Source organism: Endozoicomonas sp. ALD068, assembly GCF_049310145.1.
Taxonomy (GTDB): domain Bacteria; phylum Pseudomonadota; class Gammaproteobacteria; order Pseudomonadales; family Endozoicomonadaceae; genus Endozoicomonas_A.
In genome coordinates this window covers 4,892,173-4,912,800 of record NZ_JBLYNU010000004.1, presented here as the reverse complement: position 1 = coordinate 4,912,800, position 20,628 = coordinate 4,892,173, and the positions used below count along the sequence as shown (strand labels likewise).

Here is a 20,628-nt window from a genome sequence, read left to right as displayed (position 1 = left end):
CTAAAGCCTGCTTCAGTGGCTTTGCCGAAGGCGCAGCTTATTGGAAGCATTTGATAGCTGCCTTATTTGCACTGCACCTTGTAGTTAAGGATTTTTTCATTCATGGCTCCGTTTAGAATCTATATTTCCAGTTCAGTCACTGTATCTGGAAATCATCATGAAAATGTTATTCAACCTGTTTCCTTTACTTTTGTGTTTGTTTTGTTCGACGGCACAGGCCAGCCCCTACTCAAAAAATGATTTTGATTTTCTTGAGCCTCTTAATGACACCGCACTGGTGGCAAATGGGCTTGAGTTAACGGAAAGCATTGCCGGGCTCTCTTTGTCTACCTTGCTGAACCTGGGTATATGGTGGGGTGTCTGTAAAACAGCTGGAATAGTCTCCGGGCTTTCAAGTACATATGATCTGGCGGCATCGGATACAAAGGAGCTGGAAGAGTTGAAAACGGATTTCTGTTGGCAACTGGCTCCCATGATAACGACCGCCGAAGTGGCGCTGGCCGGGCATGTGTCTTCCTGGCCCCTGGAACAGCACTGGTGGAAACTCCTTTATTTGGCCGGCGCAGGAATGAATATTTATGCCTCTATGACGGAAACGAGGCAGCGCATACCTGCCGAAATCTTGACTTACCTTGCTTCAGAAGCACTATTAAGAACCGCAGCCAGCGCTATTTCGGTGTCAATGCTGAGAAAAACGAGGTTCGTAAGAGAGATTACAACTAAAAGGTATGTGACTGCTGAATACGCAATATTGTCTGCGATTAATGGGGTTATGACTGGTGCTGCCACTTATGAAGCCTTGATTCATAAAGGCATCAGACCAGCAAAAGCGAGTCTTGCTGCTGTTGTCAGCGCAGCGATTGTGGGAGCCCTCTCGGGAATTAGTTCAGAGTTAATAGCGGATGTGGACGAGCATACAAAGGCCGGAGCCGGAGTCGGAGCCGGAATCGGAGCCGGAGCCGGAGCCCTGGCTGGAGCCTTGGCTGGAGCCGTAGCCGGATCCGTATCTGGAGCCGGAATCGGAGCCGGACTCGGAGCAGGAGCCGGAGGTGGAGCCGGAACTCTGGCTGGAATCTTAGCCGGAGTTGTATCCGGATCCGTAGTTGGAGCCGGAGTCGTAGCCGCAGTCGGAGTCGGACTTGGAGGCGTAACCGGAGCCCTGGTCGGAGCAGAAATCGGATCAGGAGTCGGATCAGGAGTCGGATCAGGAGTCGGATCAGGAGCAGGATCAGGAGCAGGATTAGGATCTTTGATCGGAACCCTATCCGGAGCCTTGGCAGGAGCTGGAGCCGGAATCGGAGCCGGACTCGTAGACGGAGTCGAACATGGAATCTTAATCACACTGGGAGTCGGATTCACAGCCGTAGCCTTGGTCGGAGTAGGAATCTTGCTTATGTCGGCCACTTCGAAGGCAACCTCAGACAACCTGTGTATCAAGGCCAGTGCCACTTTGGCGCCTGCGCTGGCTTTCGCTGTTATCAATAGCCTTTCAAACTACGCTGTTTATGGCTATCCTCTGGAACAAAGCCTTTCAGAGACCGCCTGGACTCAGTGGAAAAAGTTCTATGCGCCCCTGGATTATCTCTCGACTCTGTTTAAATGAAGACCCAACTGTCAGCCACTGAATCAGCAGTGAACTCTGGCAGCCAGCTGTTTCAGTGGCTTTGCCGAAGGCGCAGCTTATTGGAAGCATTTGATAGCTGCTTTATTTGCACCGCTCCCTGTAGTTGAGGATTTTGTCATTCATAGCTCCGTTTAGAATCTATATTTCCAGTTCAGTCACTGTATCTGGAAATCATCATGAAAAAGTTATTCAACCTGTTTCCGTTACTTTTGTGTTTGTTTTGTTCGACGCCACAGGCCAGCCCTCCTTCACAAAATGATTTTGATTTTCTTAAGCCTTTTAATGACAGCGCACTGGTGGCAAACGGGCTTGAGTTAACGGAAAGCATTGCCGGAGTCTCTTTGTCTACCCTGCTGAACCTGGGTATATGGTGGGGTGTCTGTAAAACAGCGGGAATAGTCACCGGTCTTTCAGACACCTATGATCTGGCGGCATCGGATACAAAGGAGCTGGAAGAGTTGAAAACGGATTTCTGTTGGCAACTGGCTCCCATGATAACGACCGCCGAAGTGGCGCTGGCCGGGCATGTGTCTTCCTGGCCCCTGGAACAGCACTGGTGGAAACTCCTTTATTTGGCCGGTGCAGGAATGGACATTTATGCCTCTATGACGGAAACGAGGAAGCGCATACCTGCCGGAGTCTTGTATTACCTTGCTTCAGAAGCGCTATTTAGAACCGGAGCCAGTGCTATTTCGGTGTCAATGCTGAGAAAAACGAGGTTCGTAAGAGATATTACAACTAAAAGGTATGTGACTGGTGAATACGCAATATTGTCTGCGATTAATGGGGTTATGGTTGGTGCTGTCACTTATGAAGCCTTGATCCATAAAGGCATCAGGCCAACAAAAGCGAATCTTGCTGCTGTTGTCAGCGCAGCGATTGTGGGAGCCCTCTCGGGAATTAGTTCAGAGTTAATAGCGGATGTGGACGAACAGACAAAGGCCGGAGTTAGAGCCGGAGTCGCAATCGGAGCCGGAGCCGGAATCATGGCTGGAGCCCTGACTGGAGCCGTAGCCGGATCTGTATCTGGAGCCGGAATCGGAGCCGGATTCGGATCCGGATTCGGAGCCGGAGCCGGAACTCTGGCTGGAATCTTAGCCGGAGTTGCATCCGGATCCGTAGTTGGAGCCGGAGTCGTAGCCGCAGTCGGATTTGGACTTGGAGGCGTAACCGGAGCCCTGGTCGGAGCAGAAATCGGATCAGGAGTCGGATCAGGAGTCGGATCAGGAGCAGTATCAGGAGCAGGATTAGGAGCAGGATTAGGATCTTTTGTCGGAATCCTGTCCGGAGCCTTGGCCGGAGCTGGAGCCGGAATCGGAGCCGGACTCGGAGACGGAGTCGAAAATGGAATCGGAATCACACTGGGAGTCGGATTCACAGCCGTAGCCCTGATCGGAGTAGGAACCTTGCTTATGTTGGCCAGTTCGAAGACAACCTCAGACAACCTGTGTATCAAAGCCGGTGCCACTTTGGTACCTGCGTTGACTTTCGCAGTTATCAATAGTCTTTCAAACTACGCTGTATATGGCTATCCACTGGAACAAAGCCTTTCAGAGACCGCCTGGACTCAGTGGAAAAAGTTCTATGCGCCCTTGGATTATCTCTCGACTCTGTTTAAATGAAGACCCAACTGTCAGCCACTGAATCAGCAGTGAACTCTGGCAGCCAGCTGTTTCAGTGGCTGTGCCGAAGGCGCAGCTTATTGGAAGCATTTGATAGCTGCTTTATTTACATTGCTCCTTGTAGTTGAGGATATTGTCATTCATAGCTCCATTTAGAATCTATATTTCCAGTTCAGTCACTGTATCCGGAAATCGTCATGAAAAAGTCATTCAACCTGTTTCCGTTACTTTTGTGTTTGCTTTATTCGATGGCAAAGGCCGCCAGCCTCCCCGCAAAAAATGATTTTGATTTTCTTAAGCATTTTAATGGCACCGCGCTGATTGAAAACGGGCTCAAGTTAAAGCAAAGCATTACCGGAGTCTCTTTGTCTACCCTGCTCAACCTGGGTATATGGTGGGGTGTCTGTAAAACAGCGCAAATAGTTTCCGGGCCTTCAGGCAAATATGATCTGGCTGCATTGGATACAGAGGAGCTGGAGAAGTTGAAAACGGATTTTTGTTTGCAACTGGCGCCCGTGGTGACGACTGCCGAAGTGGCGCTGGCCGGGCATGTGTCTCCCTGGCCGCTGGAGCAGCGCTGGTGGAAACCCCAGTATTTTGCCGGTGCAGGAGTGACGGCTTATGCCTCCATGACGAAAGCGAGGGAACTCGTACCTTTCGCAGTCTTGACCTACCTTGCATCAGAAGCGGCATCAAGAACCGGAGCCAGCGCTGTGTCGGTGTTAATTCTAAGAAAAATGAGCGTAAGGAATATTACAGCTGAACGGTATGCGGCTGGGGAATACGCAGTATTGTCTCTGATTAATGGGGTTATGGCAGGGTATGCCGTTTGTGAAGCCATGATTCATAAAGGCTTCAGTCCAAAAACAGCGCTACTTGCTTCTCTTGTCAGCATAGGGATTGTAGTTATTTCAGAGTTTGTAATGAATGTGGACGGACTGGCAAAGGCCGCAGCCGAAGCCGAAACCAGAGCCGCAGCCGAAACCAGAGCCGAAGCCGAAAAAAGAGTTGCAGCCGAAACCAGATCCACAGCCTTAGCCGTACTCGGAGCCATAGCCGTAGCCGAACTCGGAGTCCTCGCCGTAGCTGAACCCTTAGTCGTAGGAGCTGCAACCGGAGCTTTATCCGGAACCCTGGCAGGAGCTGTAGTTGGAGCCGTAGTCGGAGTCGGGGCTGGAGCCGGAATCGGAGCTGGAGTCGGAGCCTCAGCCCTGGGCGGAGTCGGAACCTTGCTTATGTTCGGCAGTTCGAAGATAACCTCAAACAACCCGTTTATCATAGCCGGTGTCACTCTGGTGCCTGCGTTGACTTTCGCTGTTATCAATAGTCTTTCAAACTACGCTGTTTATGGTTATCCACTGGAACAAGGCCTTACAGAGACCGACCGGAATCTGTGGAAAAAGTTTTATGCGCCTCTGGATTATCTCTCGACTCTGTTTAACTGACAGACTCAACTGTCAGCCACTGAATCAGCGGTAAACTCTGGCAGCTAACACCTGCTTCATTTGCTGTGCCGAAGGCGCAGCCTATTGGAAGCATTAGATAGCTGCTTTATTTGCACTGCACCTTGTAGTTAAGGATATTGTCATTCATAGCTCCGTTTAGAATCTATATTTCCAGTTCAGTCACTGTATCTGGAAAATCATCATGAAAAAGTCATTCAACCTGCTTCCGTTACTTTTGTGTTTGCTTTATTCGATGGCAAAGGCCAGCCCTCCCTCACAAAATGATTTTGATTTTCTTAAGCCTTTTAATGACACCGCATTGGTTGAAAATGGACTCGAGTTAACGCAAAGCATTGCCGGAGTCTCTTTGTCTACCCTGCTCAACCTGGGTATATGGTGGGGTGTCTGTAAAACAGCGGAAATAGTCTCCGGGACTTCAGGCGAATATGATCTGGCTGCATTGGATACAAAGGAGCTGGAGAAGTTGAAAACGGATTTCTGTTTGCAACTGGCGCCCGTGGTGACTACCGCCGAAGTCGCGCTGGTCGGGCAAGCGTCTCCCTGGCCCCTGGAACAGCGCTGGTGGAAACCCCTGTATTTTGCCGGTGCAGGAATGGCAGCTTATATCGCCAATACGAAAACAAAGGAGCTCATATCTGTAGCAGTTTTGACCTACCTTGCGTCCGAAGCGGTATCAAGAACTGGAGCCAGCGCTATTACGGCGTTAATTCTTAGAAAAATGAGCTTAAGGGATATTGCAACCGAATGGTATGCGACAGGGGAATACACAATATTGTCCATGACTAACGGAATTATGGCAGGGGCTGTCGTCTATGAATCCATGATTCATAAGGGCTTGAGTCCAGCAAAAGCGACTCTTGCTTCTGTTGTCAGCGCAGCGATTGTCGGCACCCTCTCGGGAATTATTTCACTGCTAACAATTGATTTACAGGCACAGGCTGGAGCCGGACCCGGAGCCGGAGTCGGAGTTGTAGCCGGAGTCGGAGCCGGAGTCGTAGCCTCAGGTTTAGCCTCAGTCAGATTGGAAGCCGGAGCCAGATCCGGAGTCTTAGCCGGAGCCGGTGTCGGAATCATAGCCGGAGCCTTGGTTGGAGCCGGAGCCGGAGTTGGAGCCACAGTCGGAGTCGGAGTGGGAACCGGAGTCGGAGCCGGAGCCATAGCTGGAGCCACAGTCCTGGGCGGAGCGGGAGCCTTGCTTATGTTTGGCAGTTCGAAGATAACCTCAAACAATCCGTTTATCAAAGCCGGTGTCACTTTGGTGCCTGCGTTGACTTTCGCTGTTATCAATAGTCTTTCAAACTACGCTGTTTATGGTTATCCACTGGAACAAGGCCTTTCAGAGACCGGCTGGACTCAGTGGAAAAAGTTCTATGCGCCCCTGGATTATCTCTCGACTCTGTTTAACTGACAGATCCAACTTTCATGATAATCGGCTTCTACCCATTGGTAAAAGCCGATATAAAATTATTCGGACAACTTCTGAAGGATACAATGCAAGAAGCGAGTGGCTTCTCCACCAGTAACTGCGCGATGATCAAAGGTCAGAGAGACAGGAAGAATCCGGTGATTCTGGATCTGGCCGTCTTCGCTGACCACCCGGGCTCTCAGTCGGCCAACACCAATGATGCACACCATGGGCGGCACAACAACAGGGGTAGCGAACTGACCCGCAAAAACACCAAAGTTGCTGAGAGTTATGGTGGCACCCTGCATTTCTGATGGCGGAAGGCTGCGTTCCTCAACCGCTTTTCTAAAATTGTTAATGCTGTCTCTCAACGCAGTGGCATCCAGTTTTTCTGCGTCTCTGATAACAGGCACAAACAGACCTTCTTCACTGTCAACAGCCAGTCCCAGGTGAACGGAAGTAAAGACTTCACGACTCATCAGCGTTTCATCAAACCAGGCATTGAGTGCCGGTTCTTCCTTGCAGGCTGAGGTAACGGCCTGAATCAGCCGAACGCTAATGTCTGTACCTTTTGGCCAGTGTTCAATATCCACATCATCAAACAGAGTGACAGGTACTACTTCGGCATGAGACTGCGTCATGGTTCGAGCCATGTGTTTTCTGACGCCTTTGAGAGGCTCAGGGTTTTCCAGGGGATAGCTTTGACGAATGGAGTTTCTGCCAACGCTTTGCTGATCGATGGAGACACCCAGTTTGGCGGCCAGCTCACTGATGTCAGCTTTGTTTGCAGCGGCAGGGGCTTTTCCGGAGTCAGGTGGTGTACCGATAAAAAAATGGTCATCGGTGCTGTCATCATGAGAGTCTGTTGCTAACTCGCCGACCACCGTGCCGGCATCTTCCTGATCACTGACAAACTCCAGCAAAGGCGCTCCGGTCATAATGGTGTCGCCGGGTTTGCCACAGAGTTTTGCGACAACACCGCTGATGGGTGAAGGAACGTCGACAATAGCCTTGGCGGTTTCGACTGAGACAATGATCTGGTCTTCTGCGACGGACTCACCTTCCTTGATATGCCATTCAATAATATCGGCTTCGGGAATGCCTTCACCCAGGTCGGGCAGGTTGAAAAATTTCATATTCTTGTCCTTGTTACTGAAAGCCCTTTTGCTGAAGGCTCTGCGGATATCATTGATACACCAGTGTTTTCAGGGATGCCTTGATGATGTCATCAGGTTGGGGAAGGTAATGATTTTCCATCCGATAATAGGGCATGGTCGTGTCATATCCTGTCACCCGTTCGATCGGTGCTTTCAGATCCATGAGCGCTTCCGAGGCCAGCCCGGCAGCTATTTCAGCACCTACGCCAAAGCTTCGGCAGGCTTCGTGAATAATCACACAACGGCCTGTTTTGCGAACCGAAGTCAGGATCGTCTCCATATCAAGGGGCTTAATTGTGGCGACATCAATCACTTCCACGGAAACGCCGTGTTGTTCCAGAGTTTTGGCGGCCTGAAGGGTTTCAGTGATGGAAGCTCCCCAGCTGATCAGAGTCAGGTCGGAGCCTTGCTTGAGCGTAAAGCACTTGTCGAGTGGGAGCAGTGGAGTCTCTTCAGAAACGTCCTGCTTGACCGCGCGATAGATGCGTTTGGGCTCCAGAAACAGGACCGGATCAGGATCATTAATCGCAGAGCGCAGCAGTCCGTAGGCTCTGACGGGCGATGATGGAATGACCACTCTGATGCCGGGAATATGGGCAAAAAGAGCTTCTGTACTTTCAGAATGATGCTCGGGAGCGCGGATACCACCCCCGAAAGGCGCTCTGACAACCATTGGGCAGCTGAGGCGTCCACGGGTACGGTTTCGCATTCGGGCAGCATGACATATCAACTGTTCCATGGCCGGGAAGATGAACCCCATGAACTGGATTTCCGCAACAGGCTTCAGACCCTGAGTGGCCATACCAACACTGATACCGGCGATCAGGGCTTCAGCCAGGGGCGTATCCATGACCCTTTTCAGGCCATACTTTTCTCTCAGACCCTGAGTCGCGCGGAAAACACCGCCATTAACACCGATGTCTTCACCCAGCAGTACCACCTCAGGGTCTTGTTTCATGGCGTGGTCCAAAGCCAGATTGATGGCTTCCACCATGGTGATTTTATTTGTGCTGCTGTCGACAGTCGATCGGATCAGGTTTTCAGATACTGAACTATTCATCAATGAGTTCCTCCGTCGGCTTTAAACATAGCGGCTTGTTTTTGCTGTTCCAGTTGCGGGGGCATATTTGCATAGGTGTGATCGAAGAGGTCGCTGATAGAAGGAAGTGGCGTTTCCAGATAGGTTTTGACTTCTTTCTCAACCAGGGCGGCAGCTTCCTGTTTCAGCGCCTGCTCTTTCTGCTCATTCCACAGGCCACGGTGATGCAGGAAGTTTCTGAGTCGTTTTACCGGCTCTTTGTTCCAGGCATCCTGCAGCTCTTCACTGTTACGATAGCGACTGGCGTCGTCTGCCGTAGTGTGATCGCTCAGGCGATAGCTGATGGCTTCAATCACTGTAGCGCCTTTGCCGCCTCTGGCGCGCATCATGGCTTCATTGATGACTTCGTGCAGCGCCACAACATCGTTACCATCAACTTGTGCGCAAGGCAGCCCGGCAGCAACGCCTTTTTGAGCCAGTGTCGGGGCTCCGGACTGAATGTTACGAGGAACAGAAATAGCCCACTGGTTGTTATTGATGATAAATACCAGGGGCAACTGCCAGACCCCGGCAAGGTTCAGGGCTTCAGTAAAGTCACCTTTGGAAGTAGCGCCATCGCCCAGTGACACCACCGCCACCTGAGGTTCGTGTCGAATTTTGATCGCGGTGGCCACCCCGGCAGCATGATCTGCCTGGGTAGCAATAGGAACGCAGTTCGGAAAGTCATGACCCCAGGCCGGACCGGAACTGCCGCGCTCATCTCCACCCCAATAGAGCATGATATCGGAGAGGGGAACCCCTCGTAACATCAATCCGGGAAGGTCTCGATAGTAAGGAATCAGGACGTCTTTTTTCTCCATCAGTGAACCAAAAACAGTGCTGATAGCCTCCTGTCCCAGACAGGATGGGTAGGTCCCCATCTGACCGGTTCTCTGCAGGGCAACGGCTTTGGCATCACCTGCTCTGGCTATGACCATGGTGCGGTAATATTGAATCAGGGTGTCTTTATCTTCAGTCCATTCTGGCAAAGGTTGGAGGACTTCTCCCTCCTCACTGAGGTACTGATAGAACGGAATCTGACAGGCATCGTTGGTTTTCATAAGGTGCGCTCCTGTGTTTTTTACTACGGGACTCTGTTTGACCACCGGGATAAAAAGAAATGCGCATACCCATAGTTGTGACAAGTAATGACTGTGAGAAGTCAGTCAGGCAATTAGTTGTCAGGATTGCTATTTGAATAGCAGAGCTTCTGCCATATGATCGGCAATCACACTGCTGGGAGTCTTCCGCTGCTGTTCATAGCGAAAGACCTGCAACAAAGTCTCTTCTATGGCGTTGATGCGATCATTTATTTCGCTCTGTGGTTTACCCTGGTGTGTCATTGCTACGAAGATCAGTCCACCGGCATTGATCAGGTAGTCCGGCGCATAGAGAATGCCTCTGTCAAACAGCAACTGGCCACATTCGGGAGTCAGCAGTTGATTGTTTGCAGAGCCTGCTACAGCAGTGCATTGCAATTGACTGATGGTGTCTTTATTGAGAATGCCTCCCAGACCGCAAGGACTGAAAATGTCACAGGGAACCGAATAGATTTCTTCAGTACTGACGGCGGTTGCCCCCAACTCATCAATGCACTGCTGAAGTTTCTGTTCATTGATATCAGTGACAATCAGTTTGGCGCCACCCTGATGCAGTAACTGGCAAAGGGCAAAGCCGACATTACCAAGTCCCTGAACAGCGACTCTGATACCTTTTAGTGAAGAACCAAATTCCGGATGAGCTTTCAGGGTAGCCAGAATGCCCTTGTAAACACCGAGGGCGGTGGAAGGTGCGGGATTACCACTCGAAGAGGTACAAGAAACGTGTTGAGTTTGAGAGGCGATGGCATCCATATCAGATACTCTTGAGCCGCTATCCATTGCAGTAATATAGCGGCCTCCCAGTTCTTCAATAAACTGGCCAAAAGCTCTGAACAGTTGTTCCCGATTGTAGGGGGCTGTCGGCTCCATGATGACGGATTTGCCGCCACCGAGATCCAGTCCGGCAAGCGCCGCCTTATAGCTCATACCTTTGGCAAGACGGATAGCATCGGTAACTGCATCTTCAGTTGAGGTGTAGGGAATTATACGACAACCGCCGAGGGCTGGTCCTCTTCGGGTGTTATGGATTGCAATGATTGCTCTGAGACCTGAGGCTTCATCGTATTTCAGATGAATGTCATTAAGCCGGGCCTCTTTTATCTGTCTGAACATAACGGGATCTCCGTATGTGTCAGAGCCGATAATGCTCTGTTTTGCTTATAGTTATTTTTTTTGTAGCCAAGGGTCAGGATGACTGCCCAAAACAGCGATGATCAGGGCTTTTAGCCCTTCAACGATTACAATACGTCAGCAGGTGTATTGTCAACCTTAAAACAACAATAGCTTGAACGTACTTTAACGGAGACAGGATATGAATCCTCACAGCTATAACATTACCGTCCGTCGGGCTAATTTCGATGGTGAGGTATTTTTTGAAGCTCGGGTCAAAGAGCTACCAGATGTTGCTGAGTAGGCTGATACTGCCGAAGAGGCCTACGCCCTGGCGATTGACACTATAGAAATTACCGCAGAGATCTTTGCCGAAAAGAGTAAGGTAATGCTTTCTCCTTGATGAGCTTACAGACGACTTCAGTGGCAGAGTAACACTGCGACTGGCAAAAAACCTTCATCGCAACCTTGCAGAAGGTGCAAAGCAGGAGGGGGTGAGCCTGAACCAGCACATAGTCAATATCCTTAGCTATTCTTCAGGCTTTTGCGCTGCCACCAGTGATTGGTGTCATTGAGATTCCATGAGAGCAAAATTCTGCTTGTTTTGGCTGAGGGAGTTGACTTCAGAAAATCGAGTCAGGCCGTTTTCTGCTGGAATACCTGTATTTTTTCAAGGTCGCTTTTTTCTGCAGTTTGAACGTTATATAAATCCCAGCGAACCTGCAGACTCAACCAGAAGTCTGGTGACATTCCGAAAAAACGGGCTAGCCTCAACGCTGTACTGGGTGTGATCCCACGCTTTTTATTGACCAATTCATTCACTCGCTGATAAGGCACGTGAATGGCGTCCGCTAACTCCCTTTGTGAAATATTCATAGGCATCAGGAACTCTTCCAGCAACATTTCGCCGGGATGGGTAGGTGGTCGGCTTTCAGGCACTCTGGTCATCCGTTGCTCCTAGTGGTAATCGGTGACTTCAACATTTTCCGGACCATTGTTGCCCCACCGGAAGCAGATTCGATACTGGTCATTAATCCTGATACTGTGTTGCCCTTTCCGGTCTCGGGTCAAGGCCTCAAGACAGTTACCCGGTGGAACCTTGAGTTCATCCAGGATTAGCACAGAATCCAGCTGATCGAGCTTTCTTGCAGCGATTCGCCAAAGCGACTGGGGACAGACTTTGCGAGCCAGGCGGGAAGCCTTACCGTTAAAAATATCTGCTGTAGCCTTGTCTTTGAAAGAAGCGATCATGGATTACATGGTAGCACGGATACCATGCCAAAGTGTTCGATGTTGTTGGGTTGAGTGTGTAGTGGCACACTCTTGACTCGCAGGATGCACTATCCACATTGTGGGTGGCCTCTAAATTTTGTCACACCATCTCCAGGCTTTCTGCCCCAGTAAGCCATTCTCAAAGCTTCCAGGGGCAGCTCTGTCGTCATACGGTTACTCATCGACCAACCGACGACTTTCCGCGAAAACAGATCAACGACAGCCGCCAGATAAACCCAGCCTTCACGAGTCCAGAGGTAGCTGATATCAGCTACGTATACTCTGTCGGGTGCTGAAACTGAAAACTCACGATTCAAAAGGTTTGCCGCCACTGGCAGTTTGTGTTTGCTGTTGGTTGTCACCTTGAATTTTTTGACCACCCGAACCCGCAGGCCAAGCCGTTGCATCAGGGTTTTGGCCTGATAACGCCCTATGCTGTAACCTTTTGAACGCAGGGCTTTCGCCATTCGACGACTTCCATAAGAGTCACCTGATTGAGCAAAAATCTCTCGGGCATCTGCCTCCAGGCGAAACATCTCCGGGTCAATCTGTTGATTTTTTGCCTGTTGTTTATTCCATTCGTAGAAGCTACTGCGACTAACTTTTAGTGCTTTGCATAGCGTTACGACAGGATAGGCCTTCCTCTCCCGCTGTATGAAGGCGTATCTTACAGCTGGTCTTTCGCAAAGAAGGCCATGGTTTTTTTTAAGATTTCCTGTTCCATTTTCAGCTGTTTGTTTTCAGCTTCAAGCTCTTTGATTCTCTGCTGTTCAGTCGTCAGGGCCTGATGGCCTTTGCCGGGGAAAGCCAGCTCTTTCTTCTCTTCACTGAGTCGAACCCAACGACGGAGGTTAGTCGCACAAATTCCTAGACTTCTGGCGACTGCTGTAGGCGACTGAGCTTGTTCAGTAACCAGTTTTACAGCTTTGAGTTTGAATTCCTGAGAATAATGTTTTCGCGTTGCCATTATGAACCTCGTTACTGGTTGCACTATTGTGCTTAACGAGGTGTCCGGTGTCATTAGACCACTTCACTTGCCAGTGACTTGTCGGTTTTGATCAGCGCCTTAATACGGGCAATCAGACTCTCTGCGGTTTTGCCGATGTCTTTCGCCCACTCGCTCCAGTATTCCCGGTCGCCCAGCTTTTTCGGAATGGCGGCATAAACGGCTTCGTTGACTTCGTCGAAGGGCAGGTTCGGGATGTCCAGCGGCAGGTCGAGGTTGTCACCACCATCACCTCCTTCTCCATCACCACCGCCGGTCTCACCAGTAACGACCTGTATTTTCTTACGAAACTCAGCTTCGTCCACCAACGATTCATCATGGGCACGCAGTGCCTTGATAACCTTCCAGATGCCCTTGAACTGCGGGTCGCTGTCGATGAAGCTGTTGTAATCCTTGACCCGCTCAGACGGCATACAGACCGGCAGAATGATGTAGCCGTACTGCTTTTTGCCTGCGGGGTCTTTACGCATGACACGTCCGACCGATTGAACAATATCGACAATGGATTCACGGGTATCAAAGAAGATCACCGAGTCCAGAGAGGGCACGTCGATCCCTTCTGACAGGCATCGGGCGTTGGAAAGAATACGGCAGTCACCTTCTGATATGTCATCTTTCAGCCAGCCGAGCTTTTCCTGCCGCACATGGGCATTCATGCCGCCATCCACATGGTCGAGTTCGCAATTGACCATTGAGTTGTCGACGTTGCGGTAGGAGTTCTGGTAAGTCTCGACCAGCTTTGCGAATATGTCGGTGGTCTGCTTCGAATCTTTGATTGAGCGGGAGAACGCCACTGCCCGACGCATCGGAGCAGTGTCTTCCGTCATGTCTTCCTGCTCGCCTGCTTCGTCGACCATCACCAACCCCTGCTTCGAGAGACCTTTCCAGCTGCCGATGATTTTGGTGGCCAACTTCATATCAATGGCTTTGTCGTCGGCGACTTTGAAGGCGTTATAGTTGTTGACCAGATTCGCCATCTTCTCTTCTTCAACGGCGACGATCAGCACCTTGTATTCGGTCAGCAGGTCTTTCTCAACGGCTTTGCCGAACCCGAGGCGATAAAGTTCCGGGCCGTAGAGGTCTTTATCGTCCATTGAGAACAGCACGGCATCAGCTTCGTTGGCCTTGCTTTTCGATTTGTCGGCGTATATTCGAGGCGTAGCGGTCATATAAACCCGCTTGTCCGCCTTGACGATATGATTCTGGTGAACTTTGACGAACTCGGAGTAGTCTTGACCTTTCAGGGTAAGGCCGGTAGTACGATGCGCCTCATCGCAGATAATCAGGTCAAAGTCGCCAAGACCCTGTTTTGGGCGTCGCTGACCACCTGAATAGACTGATAGGTGGAGAAAACAATGGTGCGCCGGTCTCTACTGACCACTTTTGCTGCGTCAGCCAGTTTCTTTGCATCGGTGGTGGCGGGGTAGGCCAGGTCATGCAGGCTGATGTCTTCTTCATCTTTACCCACCTTTGAGTCAGAACAGACGACGAAGGCATTGATTGGGCTGACACCCTGGGCGGTCCATTCCCGCAATGACTGCGCTACCAGCGAGATGGACGGAGCCAGAAAGAGTATTCGGCCTTTCTCTGGCGTAACTTCTTCCATCAGGCGCAGGGCGGTGAAGGTTTTACCCGTACCGCACGCCATGATCATTTTACCCCGGCTGTGCTGTTCAAAGCCTTTCTTTACTGCGTCGATGGCTTCACGCTGGTGCTCACGGGGTTCGTGCTTTTTCTTGAGCTTGATGTCCTTGATATTGCTGAGGCTGAACTGACTCCAGTCGATTGGGCTGTCGGCCAGGTCTTTGAAGAACAGGCGGCTTACAGGGACGGTTTGCGCTTCGAGGGTTTTATTTGCCTTGGATGACCACTTCTCGGTGGTGGATACGATCAGTCGTGTTGTAAAACTGAATGCGCCATCCGTGGTGCTGAATTGCTTTCCTGATGCGGCCAGGAATGTGTCAATGCCGCCCTTGTCAAGCGTGTTTGCCGGATCGAAGAATTTGCACTGAATCGCCCAGTATTCCCCCGTACCACGCTCACGGGCGACCAGATCAATACCGTTATCACTTCCCCAGCGATACGGCCACTCTCCCCATAACCAGACATCCGAAAGCCGGTCAGCGTATTGCGGGTCAGTCATCAGATAGTTCGCAATCAGCTTTTCAAACTGCGTGCCCTTATCGCGGTTGTTGCGGGTTGCTTCGGTAAATTCGTCTAGCAGGGCCTGTAGAGTATTCACTTTCATTTCCTTATGTAATTGTAAAATGGTTGCAATCGTCGTTTATATGCTACAGAAACAGGTTGTGTGTCAACACGAGCAATCGTTCGGATATCAGACGCTGCAGACCTCTTGAATAGGTGATGATACAGATTATTATTAGAGTAATGTCGTACATAAGCATCGAGTAGTGTTTATAAAATCGAGCCTTTATATCGGCGTGCATGAGAGTTCTTGATTAAGACCCGAAATGGACCTCGCCTGACTCCTGAACTGATTGACTCCGCTATCGCAAAAACGCAGTTCCATGTTTTTGAAGGTTCGTGTCTGACAGTTTGCTGTATGACGTTGAAAAATGGTTTCACGGTTACTTTACTGGTGAGAGTGCTTGCGCCAGCCCTGCAAATTTCGATGCAGTGATCGGACAAAAGATCGCAAGGGATAACGCCAGAAATAAGATATGGATGCCTGCTCATGCAGGGGGGTATGCGGCGATAAATGAGGGGCTCGGTCGCGGTATTCAGAGGGCTACGACCGACAGCCAACTTGAACATGGGGTCTTTACGCAAATGGTTGCTGTTGTTGGCATCCTCATAACCGCAGGCCATTTGCAGCACTCTTTGTGTCAGAAGATCCTGTATGGAATGGTCAATATAGGATTGATGTCGTTTTTCCTGGATTGCCTTGACGAGCCTGGGGATTAGCTCACTACGGATGGCTATTTCACGAAGCAGCAGTGTGCCAAAATCAGAAGACAACTCCCCTCCGTTAAAATCAACTCTGACAGTTTTACCATTAACAGAGTGAAAACGAAGAGTTTCTTGTGTATGTTTTGCCATGGCAGGTTCCGGTTTGCTTCTTCCGAAGCTTATTTTTGGTCGACTCAATCATGTAAGGTGATTGGGCGGAACCTGCTCATATTTATGAGATATCCCTAGCCTAAAGCTTCTTCAGTATCCCAATCGAACAAGTGGCATTGAGAGACTGTGAATTTCAACAACGCAGAGTCACCATTGGCTAACACTTTGTCTGCGTCGAAGGGTATCCTTGATATCATCTTGTCACCTCCCAACTGAAAATAGAGGTAAAGCTCATTACCCATTGACTCCACTACATCAATTTTGTGGCGTTGGGTGTTGACGTCTGAGGTGTTTGTAGCATCGTTGGCTAACTGAATATGCTCAGGGCGAATACCAAACCAGACCCACTTACCTGCTCTCTGTCTGGCCAGGTTCTGCTTATGTTGCGGCAACTCCCAGCGATGCCCACTCTCTGTAACCACACTCATTACGTCATCGACTTCATCAATAAGCACCTTAATGATATTCATCGCCGGAGAACCAATAAAGCCGGCAACAAACTTATTAGCAGGGTATTGATAGAGGTTCATTGGCGTATCGACCTGCATGATCTGGCCCTGGTTAAGTACACAGATTCTGTCGCCCAGTGTCATGGCTTCCACCTGATCATGGGTAACATAAATCATGGTTGCATTTTGCCCTTCCGCTTTAAGATTATTATGCAGCCGAGCAATACTGACCCGGGTTGAGACTCTGAGTTTGGCATCCAGATTTGAAAGCGGTTCATCGAAGAGAAAAACAACCGGCTTGCGGACCATGGCACGGCCCAGTGCAACGCGCTGTCTCTGTCCACCGGACATTTCACCGGGTTTATTTTGCAGTAGATGCCCAATTTCGAGTGTCTTTGCCGCTTCTGCAATACGCTTTTCTATTTCGGCTTTTGCCAGCTTTTGCTGCTTCAACCCAAAGGCCATATTTTCATACACGGTCATGTGAGGATAAAGAGCGTAGTTTTGGAAAACCATCGAGATACCGCGATCTTTTGGAGGCAAATCATTCACTCGCCTATCACCAATGTACACATCGCCCTCAGAGATATCTTCCAGGCCCGCAATCATTCTCAGCGTGGTTGATTTTGCGCAGCCAGAGGGGCCCACAAACACCATGAACTCACCTTCACGAATGTTGAGGTCGACACCATGTACCGCTTTAAAACCATTCGGATAGGTTTTTTCTACCCCTTTCAGTGTGACTTCAGCCATTTCTCATCCTCAAGTCAATTCATTAAGTGCGTATGGGTCAAACTGAGCCACCGATGGAATAACAAGATCCGCCACAGGTTCCAACTCGCTCGCTGAAGCAGTCCCTGTCAGGACACCAATTTTCTTTGCCCCGGCATTGGTAGCGAATTCCATATCCGACACCGTATCTCCGAACATGATGACCTCGTGGGGTTCAACTCCACATTGCTGACAAAACGCATGGAGAAGCGCGGGACCTGGTTTGGGTTCTATATCCCCGTCACTGTAGCCAATATAATCAAACAACTCCTTCAGGCCTGATTGTTCCAGCGTATAGAGTGTCGAATCTTTGGTGTCCGCTGTTGCAATGCCTAAAATCATCCCTTGTTGCCTGAGAGAAGTGAGCCTGTCTGCCACTCCGGGTAAGGCTTCGATCCATTCAGGATTTTCTGCAACCTCCTGATTAAAAGCGCTTTTCGTCACTCTGGTGAATTCTGTCAGTGTTACCTGAGGGTTGAGCATTTCAAACCATGCAGCAGCGGTGTCTTCAACAGGGTTAGAAGCGAGCAGGCCATGATTGTCGACTTTGTCTCCCTCAACGCCAATCGCCGAGAGTAACCCGGTCTCAGTGACATTTTGATGACCTTGTCTCTCGTCGCTATATTTTTTTACTCGATGACAGGCGCTGCATGAAACCTTTAGCCACATATTGTGGAATTCCAATAGTGTGCCATCTTTATCAAACAATAGTGCTCTATACTTCATCACTATTTAATCGCTCTATCAGCTCTCCCCAACTATGCACTTTCGGGGTTTTAAAAGTAGGTTTGGTACCGTTATAAACAGCGTTGATACAGCCTTCGAATTCCCGGGTCCGGGCTCTGCGAATATCAACTCGACACCAGTGATAATCGGAATCGACCTTAATCGTTTTCGGCTCTGTACCCAGCATGACGTTGGCAACCAATTCGCCATCGACAATGCACTCAGCGAGATAACTCAACTGAGTATCTTGTACAGCTATTCGGTAGCTCAGAGGCTCGCCCGAGCTGTCAGCCCCCGGCAAGAGTTGATGGTTGTTGATATCAAACGAAAGGCCGCATCGTCGCTCTATGTAGACCTGACCGTTGCGCAAACCGGACAAGATGCCCTCACCACTCAAACCCTGGCTGAAGACAAAGGTAGAAGGGTCGCCATATATCGACGGCTCCGTCGCTTTGGGGTTGCGCTCATGTGGCTCGAGATGTGAGTCACTTCCACCTATGGCAGCCACCCGATGACCGCAATTCCACATTTCATTGAGCACCCGCAGTGCAGACTCTGTGGCTTGCGGCGATGTTGGCCAGGTGGGATCGCAACAGACTTCAAAGGTTGAGATCTTCACAAGTAAAAGCGGCGAATATTGCCAATGCCATGGTTTCATCATCGGGTGATTAATGCTGATTGAGCTCTGGCCCTCGCGGGCGAGTTGCAGACCTGTTTCGATAACCTTTTGGTTGCTAAGCTCGACACTTCTGAGATCCAATATGGATTGCGGCCCGTGAACATTAAAGTGTCCCAGGTCAGTGGTCACCTCGATGCCGGGCAAGAAAAGACATGAGTCTGAGACAGGCAGTCTTGGCTGGCAAATGTTGTGTTCGGTGAAGAAAAAGAAATCGAGCTCTTGAGACTCCACAATCTGCTTTGCCGCAGAGAGACTGTTATGACCATCAGAAAGTCTGGTGTGAGCATGAAGATCACCACGATACCAGCGTGATTCAGATTTAATCAGTCTGCTGTAATCAAAGTGGATATTGTGGTCAGTCCCGACAACATCTTCGGTGAGAAGGTCTTCATGTTTTTGCTCCTGATTGAAGTCAACCCGGATACGATATTCTATGGCACGCTTGGGTTTAAACTCAGCATCCAGATTGTACAGATTGAGATACCATTCCCCTTCCATAACATCGCCATCAATCGCACCAAACCCGGAGCGTTCAGGTTTGACACACAATGACTTGTCAGGTTTTTCAAACAGTATTTTGCCACGATATTGGTCCTTTGCATCGTAGACAGCGGCATACAAAAACCTTTTAGTAACCGTTGAACCGGTGATATTTACCGATAAGGTTCCGTTCGGTACCTTAAATGGCAGACGAGTTCGGCCAAAGGTCAGCTCACCCTGAAATTCAGTCATAGCGTCCGGTGATTAATCCGTTTCTTTAGAAATGAGAGCCCGTTTGAAACGGGCTCGAAAGGCATTAAGAGCGGTTCACTCTATCTAACGCCCGCTGCGCTTTTTTTGCTGCCTGTTTAAGTGCTTTCTCAGCAGGAACGTTTTGGATTTGAATTTGGTCAGCAGCCACTCTCAGCGCATCCATAATCTTGCCGTTGGTTGGATCAAGAAAGTCAGGGCTTGCTGAGCTGGCTTGCTTCAACGGAATCAGAGCTTGTGGATTCTTCTCTGTAAACAACTTGTACTCAGCGACATCCGCTGCACTCATGCGAACCGGGATGTAGCCTGTGAACATTGACCAGGCGGCGGTTTTTTCGGCACTTGTGTAAAACTCCATAAATTCAAACGCCCCTTGAGCCGCTTTTTCATCGGTTCCTTCAGGCATCACGTAAATAAGTGCTCCTGCCTGAGGAGCCGGAGGATGCGACCCCCAACCAGGCTGAGTGGTCGCTGCCAATTTAGTGAAATCCAGATCACCCTGATCACCTGAAGAACCGGTATAGCCCAGCGCTTGGTCTTTCATCACGTCGTCAATGGTCTTATACCAGTATTCCCAGCCCTGACCACCGTAGTGAATACGCATGATTTCATCATCATGAATCCACGTGCGGAAACTATCCCAAACCTCAACCCACTCCTGTGAATCGATCAGCACCTTCTTGCCATCATTACTGATCACACGGGCGCCGTTAGAAAAAGCGGCATCGATCAAATTATCAGCGCCCCACATTGGTTCCCAGCCGTAAAACACTGTGTTGCCTTTCTCGTCACGCTTAGTCACTTTTTCTGCAACTTTTGCAACACCTTGCCAGGTGTTTAAATCCTCTTCTTTAAAGCCATTCTCTGCCAACACTTGTTTGTTGTAATAGAAAACCTGTGTGGTGCCGTAAGCGGGTAAACCAAATACTTGCCCATCTTCTGCCGTTACCTGGTCTCTAAAGGCAGTGACAAAGTCATCAAAGTTGAATTGTGCATCCATGTAAGTATTCAAGTCACGGCTTAAACCACGCTGTCGCATGGCATCAGCGTAAACCGGGTCCAAAAGTACTAACTCTGGCGCAGTTTTTGACGCTAAACCTGCCTGAAGTTTCTGGTAAGTCTCGGTGTAATTTCCCTGCAGAGCAGGTTTAATCACATATTCATCCTGACTCGCGTTGAACTCTGTAATAAGTTCAGTCATCATTTTCTGAGGCTTTGTACCGCCTGAATACCAGAAGTCCACTTCGGTTTTTGCCAGTACACTGCCTGAGAATAAAGACGCACTCACTGCGCCGGTAAGCATAAGTGCGAGACTGTTCAGTTTCATGTCCG

General features: G+C 49.8%; 19 protein-coding genes and 1 pseudogene. 5 read left to right on the top strand and 15 right to left on the bottom strand.

Annotated features, from left to right (window positions below):
* Positions 1-157 precede the first annotated feature (157 nt).
* The 4 genes from ACO6V5_RS17960 (at position 158) to ACO6V5_RS17945 (ending at position 6,120) form a co-directional block, all read left to right on the top strand.
* The gene (locus ACO6V5_RS17960) at positions 158-1,603 is read left to right on the top strand and encodes a hypothetical protein (RefSeq protein ID WP_422411226.1); all 1,446 of its coding nucleotides are present in this window, start codon (positions 158-160) and stop codon (positions 1,601-1,603) included.
* Between the two features lie 197 nt (positions 1,604-1,800).
* A complete protein-coding gene (locus tag ACO6V5_RS17955; protein WP_422411224.1) occupies positions 1,801-3,246 on the top strand; it encodes a hypothetical protein in 1,446 nt (481 codons plus the stop codon).
* A 197-nt stretch (positions 3,247-3,443) separates the two neighbouring features.
* The gene (locus ACO6V5_RS17950) at positions 3,444-4,691 is read left to right on the top strand and encodes a hypothetical protein (RefSeq protein WP_422411222.1); all 1,248 of its coding nucleotides are present in this window, start codon (positions 3,444-3,446) and stop codon (positions 4,689-4,691) included.
* A 202-nt stretch (positions 4,692-4,893) separates the two neighbouring features.
* Positions 4,894-6,120, top strand: a complete 1,227-nt coding sequence (locus ACO6V5_RS17945; RefSeq protein ID WP_422139593.1) for a hypothetical protein — start codon at positions 4,894-4,896, stop codon at positions 6,118-6,120.
* A 56-nt stretch (positions 6,121-6,176) separates the two neighbouring features.
* On the opposite strand, the gene ACO6V5_RS17940 is transcribed toward ACO6V5_RS17945, so the two are convergent.
* From ACO6V5_RS17940 to ACO6V5_RS17925, 4 genes are all read right to left on the bottom strand, one after another.
* Positions 6,177-7,253, bottom strand: coding sequence for a dihydrolipoamide acetyltransferase family protein (locus ACO6V5_RS17940; RefSeq protein WP_422411219.1), 1,077 nt, complete (start codon positions 7,251-7,253; stop codon positions 6,177-6,179).
* Positions 7,254-7,302: 49 nt separating this feature from the next.
* A complete protein-coding gene (locus tag ACO6V5_RS17935) occupies positions 7,303-8,334 on the bottom strand; it encodes an alpha-ketoacid dehydrogenase subunit beta (protein ID WP_422411217.1) in 1,032 nt (343 codons plus the stop codon).
* Complete coding sequence (gene pdhA, locus ACO6V5_RS17930; RefSeq protein WP_422411215.1) at positions 8,334-9,413, bottom strand: pyruvate dehydrogenase (acetyl-transferring) E1 component subunit alpha; 1,080 nt, start codon at positions 9,411-9,413, stop codon at positions 8,334-8,336. The genes ACO6V5_RS17935 and pdhA overlap by 1 nt, the downstream gene beginning before the upstream one ends.
* A gap of 129 nt (positions 9,414-9,542) precedes the next feature.
* On the bottom strand, positions 9,543-10,565 hold the full coding sequence (locus ACO6V5_RS17925) for a Leu/Phe/Val dehydrogenase (RefSeq protein ID WP_422139596.1): 1,023 nt from the start codon (positions 10,563-10,565) through the stop codon (positions 9,543-9,545).
* A 425-nt stretch (positions 10,566-10,990) separates the two neighbouring features.
* Between ACO6V5_RS17925 and ACO6V5_RS17920 the strand changes: the two are divergent.
* Positions 10,991-11,137, top strand: a pseudogene (locus ACO6V5_RS17920) (toxin-antitoxin system HicB family antitoxin); the annotation flags it as partial.
* Between the two features lie 61 nt (positions 11,138-11,198).
* Here ACO6V5_RS17920 and ACO6V5_RS17915 read toward each other — a convergent pair.
* The 11 genes from ACO6V5_RS17915 to ACO6V5_RS17865 all read right to left on the bottom strand — a co-directional run bounded on the left by ACO6V5_RS17915 (position 11,199) and on the right by ACO6V5_RS17865 (position 20,623).
* Positions 11,199-11,510, bottom strand: coding sequence for a HigA family addiction module antitoxin (locus tag ACO6V5_RS17915; protein ID WP_422136416.1), 312 nt, complete (start codon positions 11,508-11,510; stop codon positions 11,199-11,201).
* Positions 11,511-11,519: 9 nt separating this feature from the next.
* Positions 11,520-11,813 (bottom strand): type II toxin-antitoxin system RelE/ParE family toxin, encoded by a 294-nt coding sequence (locus tag ACO6V5_RS17910; protein WP_422139598.1) that lies wholly within the window; start codon positions 11,811-11,813, stop codon positions 11,520-11,522.
* An 89-nt stretch (positions 11,814-11,902) separates the two neighbouring features.
* Positions 11,903-12,490: an IS3 family transposase gene (locus tag ACO6V5_RS17905; protein WP_422137060.1), complete on the bottom strand. Its 588-nt coding sequence runs from the start codon at positions 12,488-12,490 to the stop codon at positions 11,903-11,905.
* Between the two features lie 11 nt (positions 12,491-12,501).
* Complete coding sequence (locus ACO6V5_RS17900) at positions 12,502-12,801, bottom strand: transposase (RefSeq protein ID WP_422411604.1); 300 nt, start codon at positions 12,799-12,801, stop codon at positions 12,502-12,504.
* 53 nt (positions 12,802-12,854) lie between these two features.
* On the bottom strand, positions 12,855-14,009 hold the full coding sequence (locus tag ACO6V5_RS17895; RefSeq protein WP_422411602.1) for a helicase-related protein: 1,155 nt from the start codon (positions 14,007-14,009) through the stop codon (positions 12,855-12,857).
* Between the two features lie 113 nt (positions 14,010-14,122).
* Positions 14,123-15,082, bottom strand: coding sequence for a DEAD/DEAH box helicase family protein (locus ACO6V5_RS17890; RefSeq protein ID WP_422411600.1), 960 nt, complete (start codon positions 15,080-15,082; stop codon positions 14,123-14,125).
* A 173-nt stretch (positions 15,083-15,255) separates the two neighbouring features.
* Positions 15,256-15,900: a transposase gene (locus tag ACO6V5_RS17885; RefSeq protein ID WP_422411598.1), complete on the bottom strand. Its 645-nt coding sequence runs from the start codon at positions 15,898-15,900 to the stop codon at positions 15,256-15,258.
* A gap of 95 nt (positions 15,901-15,995) precedes the next feature.
* Entirely contained in the window at positions 15,996-17,123 is a 1,128-nt protein-coding gene (locus ACO6V5_RS17880; protein WP_422411596.1) for an ABC transporter ATP-binding protein, read from the bottom strand.
* A 9-nt stretch (positions 17,124-17,132) separates the two neighbouring features.
* The gene (locus ACO6V5_RS17875) at positions 17,133-17,867 is read right to left on the bottom strand and encodes an HAD family hydrolase (protein WP_422137061.1); all 735 of its coding nucleotides are present in this window, start codon (positions 17,865-17,867) and stop codon (positions 17,133-17,135) included.
* Complete coding sequence (locus ACO6V5_RS17870; RefSeq protein WP_422411594.1) at positions 17,857-19,278, bottom strand: CehA/McbA family metallohydrolase; 1,422 nt, start codon at positions 19,276-19,278, stop codon at positions 17,857-17,859. The genes ACO6V5_RS17875 and ACO6V5_RS17870 overlap by 11 nt, the downstream gene beginning before the upstream one ends.
* A 64-nt stretch (positions 19,279-19,342) precedes the next feature.
* Positions 19,343-20,623, bottom strand: coding sequence for an extracellular solute-binding protein (locus ACO6V5_RS17865; protein ID WP_422411592.1), 1,281 nt, complete (start codon positions 20,621-20,623; stop codon positions 19,343-19,345).
* Between the last annotated feature and the right edge of the window lie 5 nt (positions 20,624-20,628).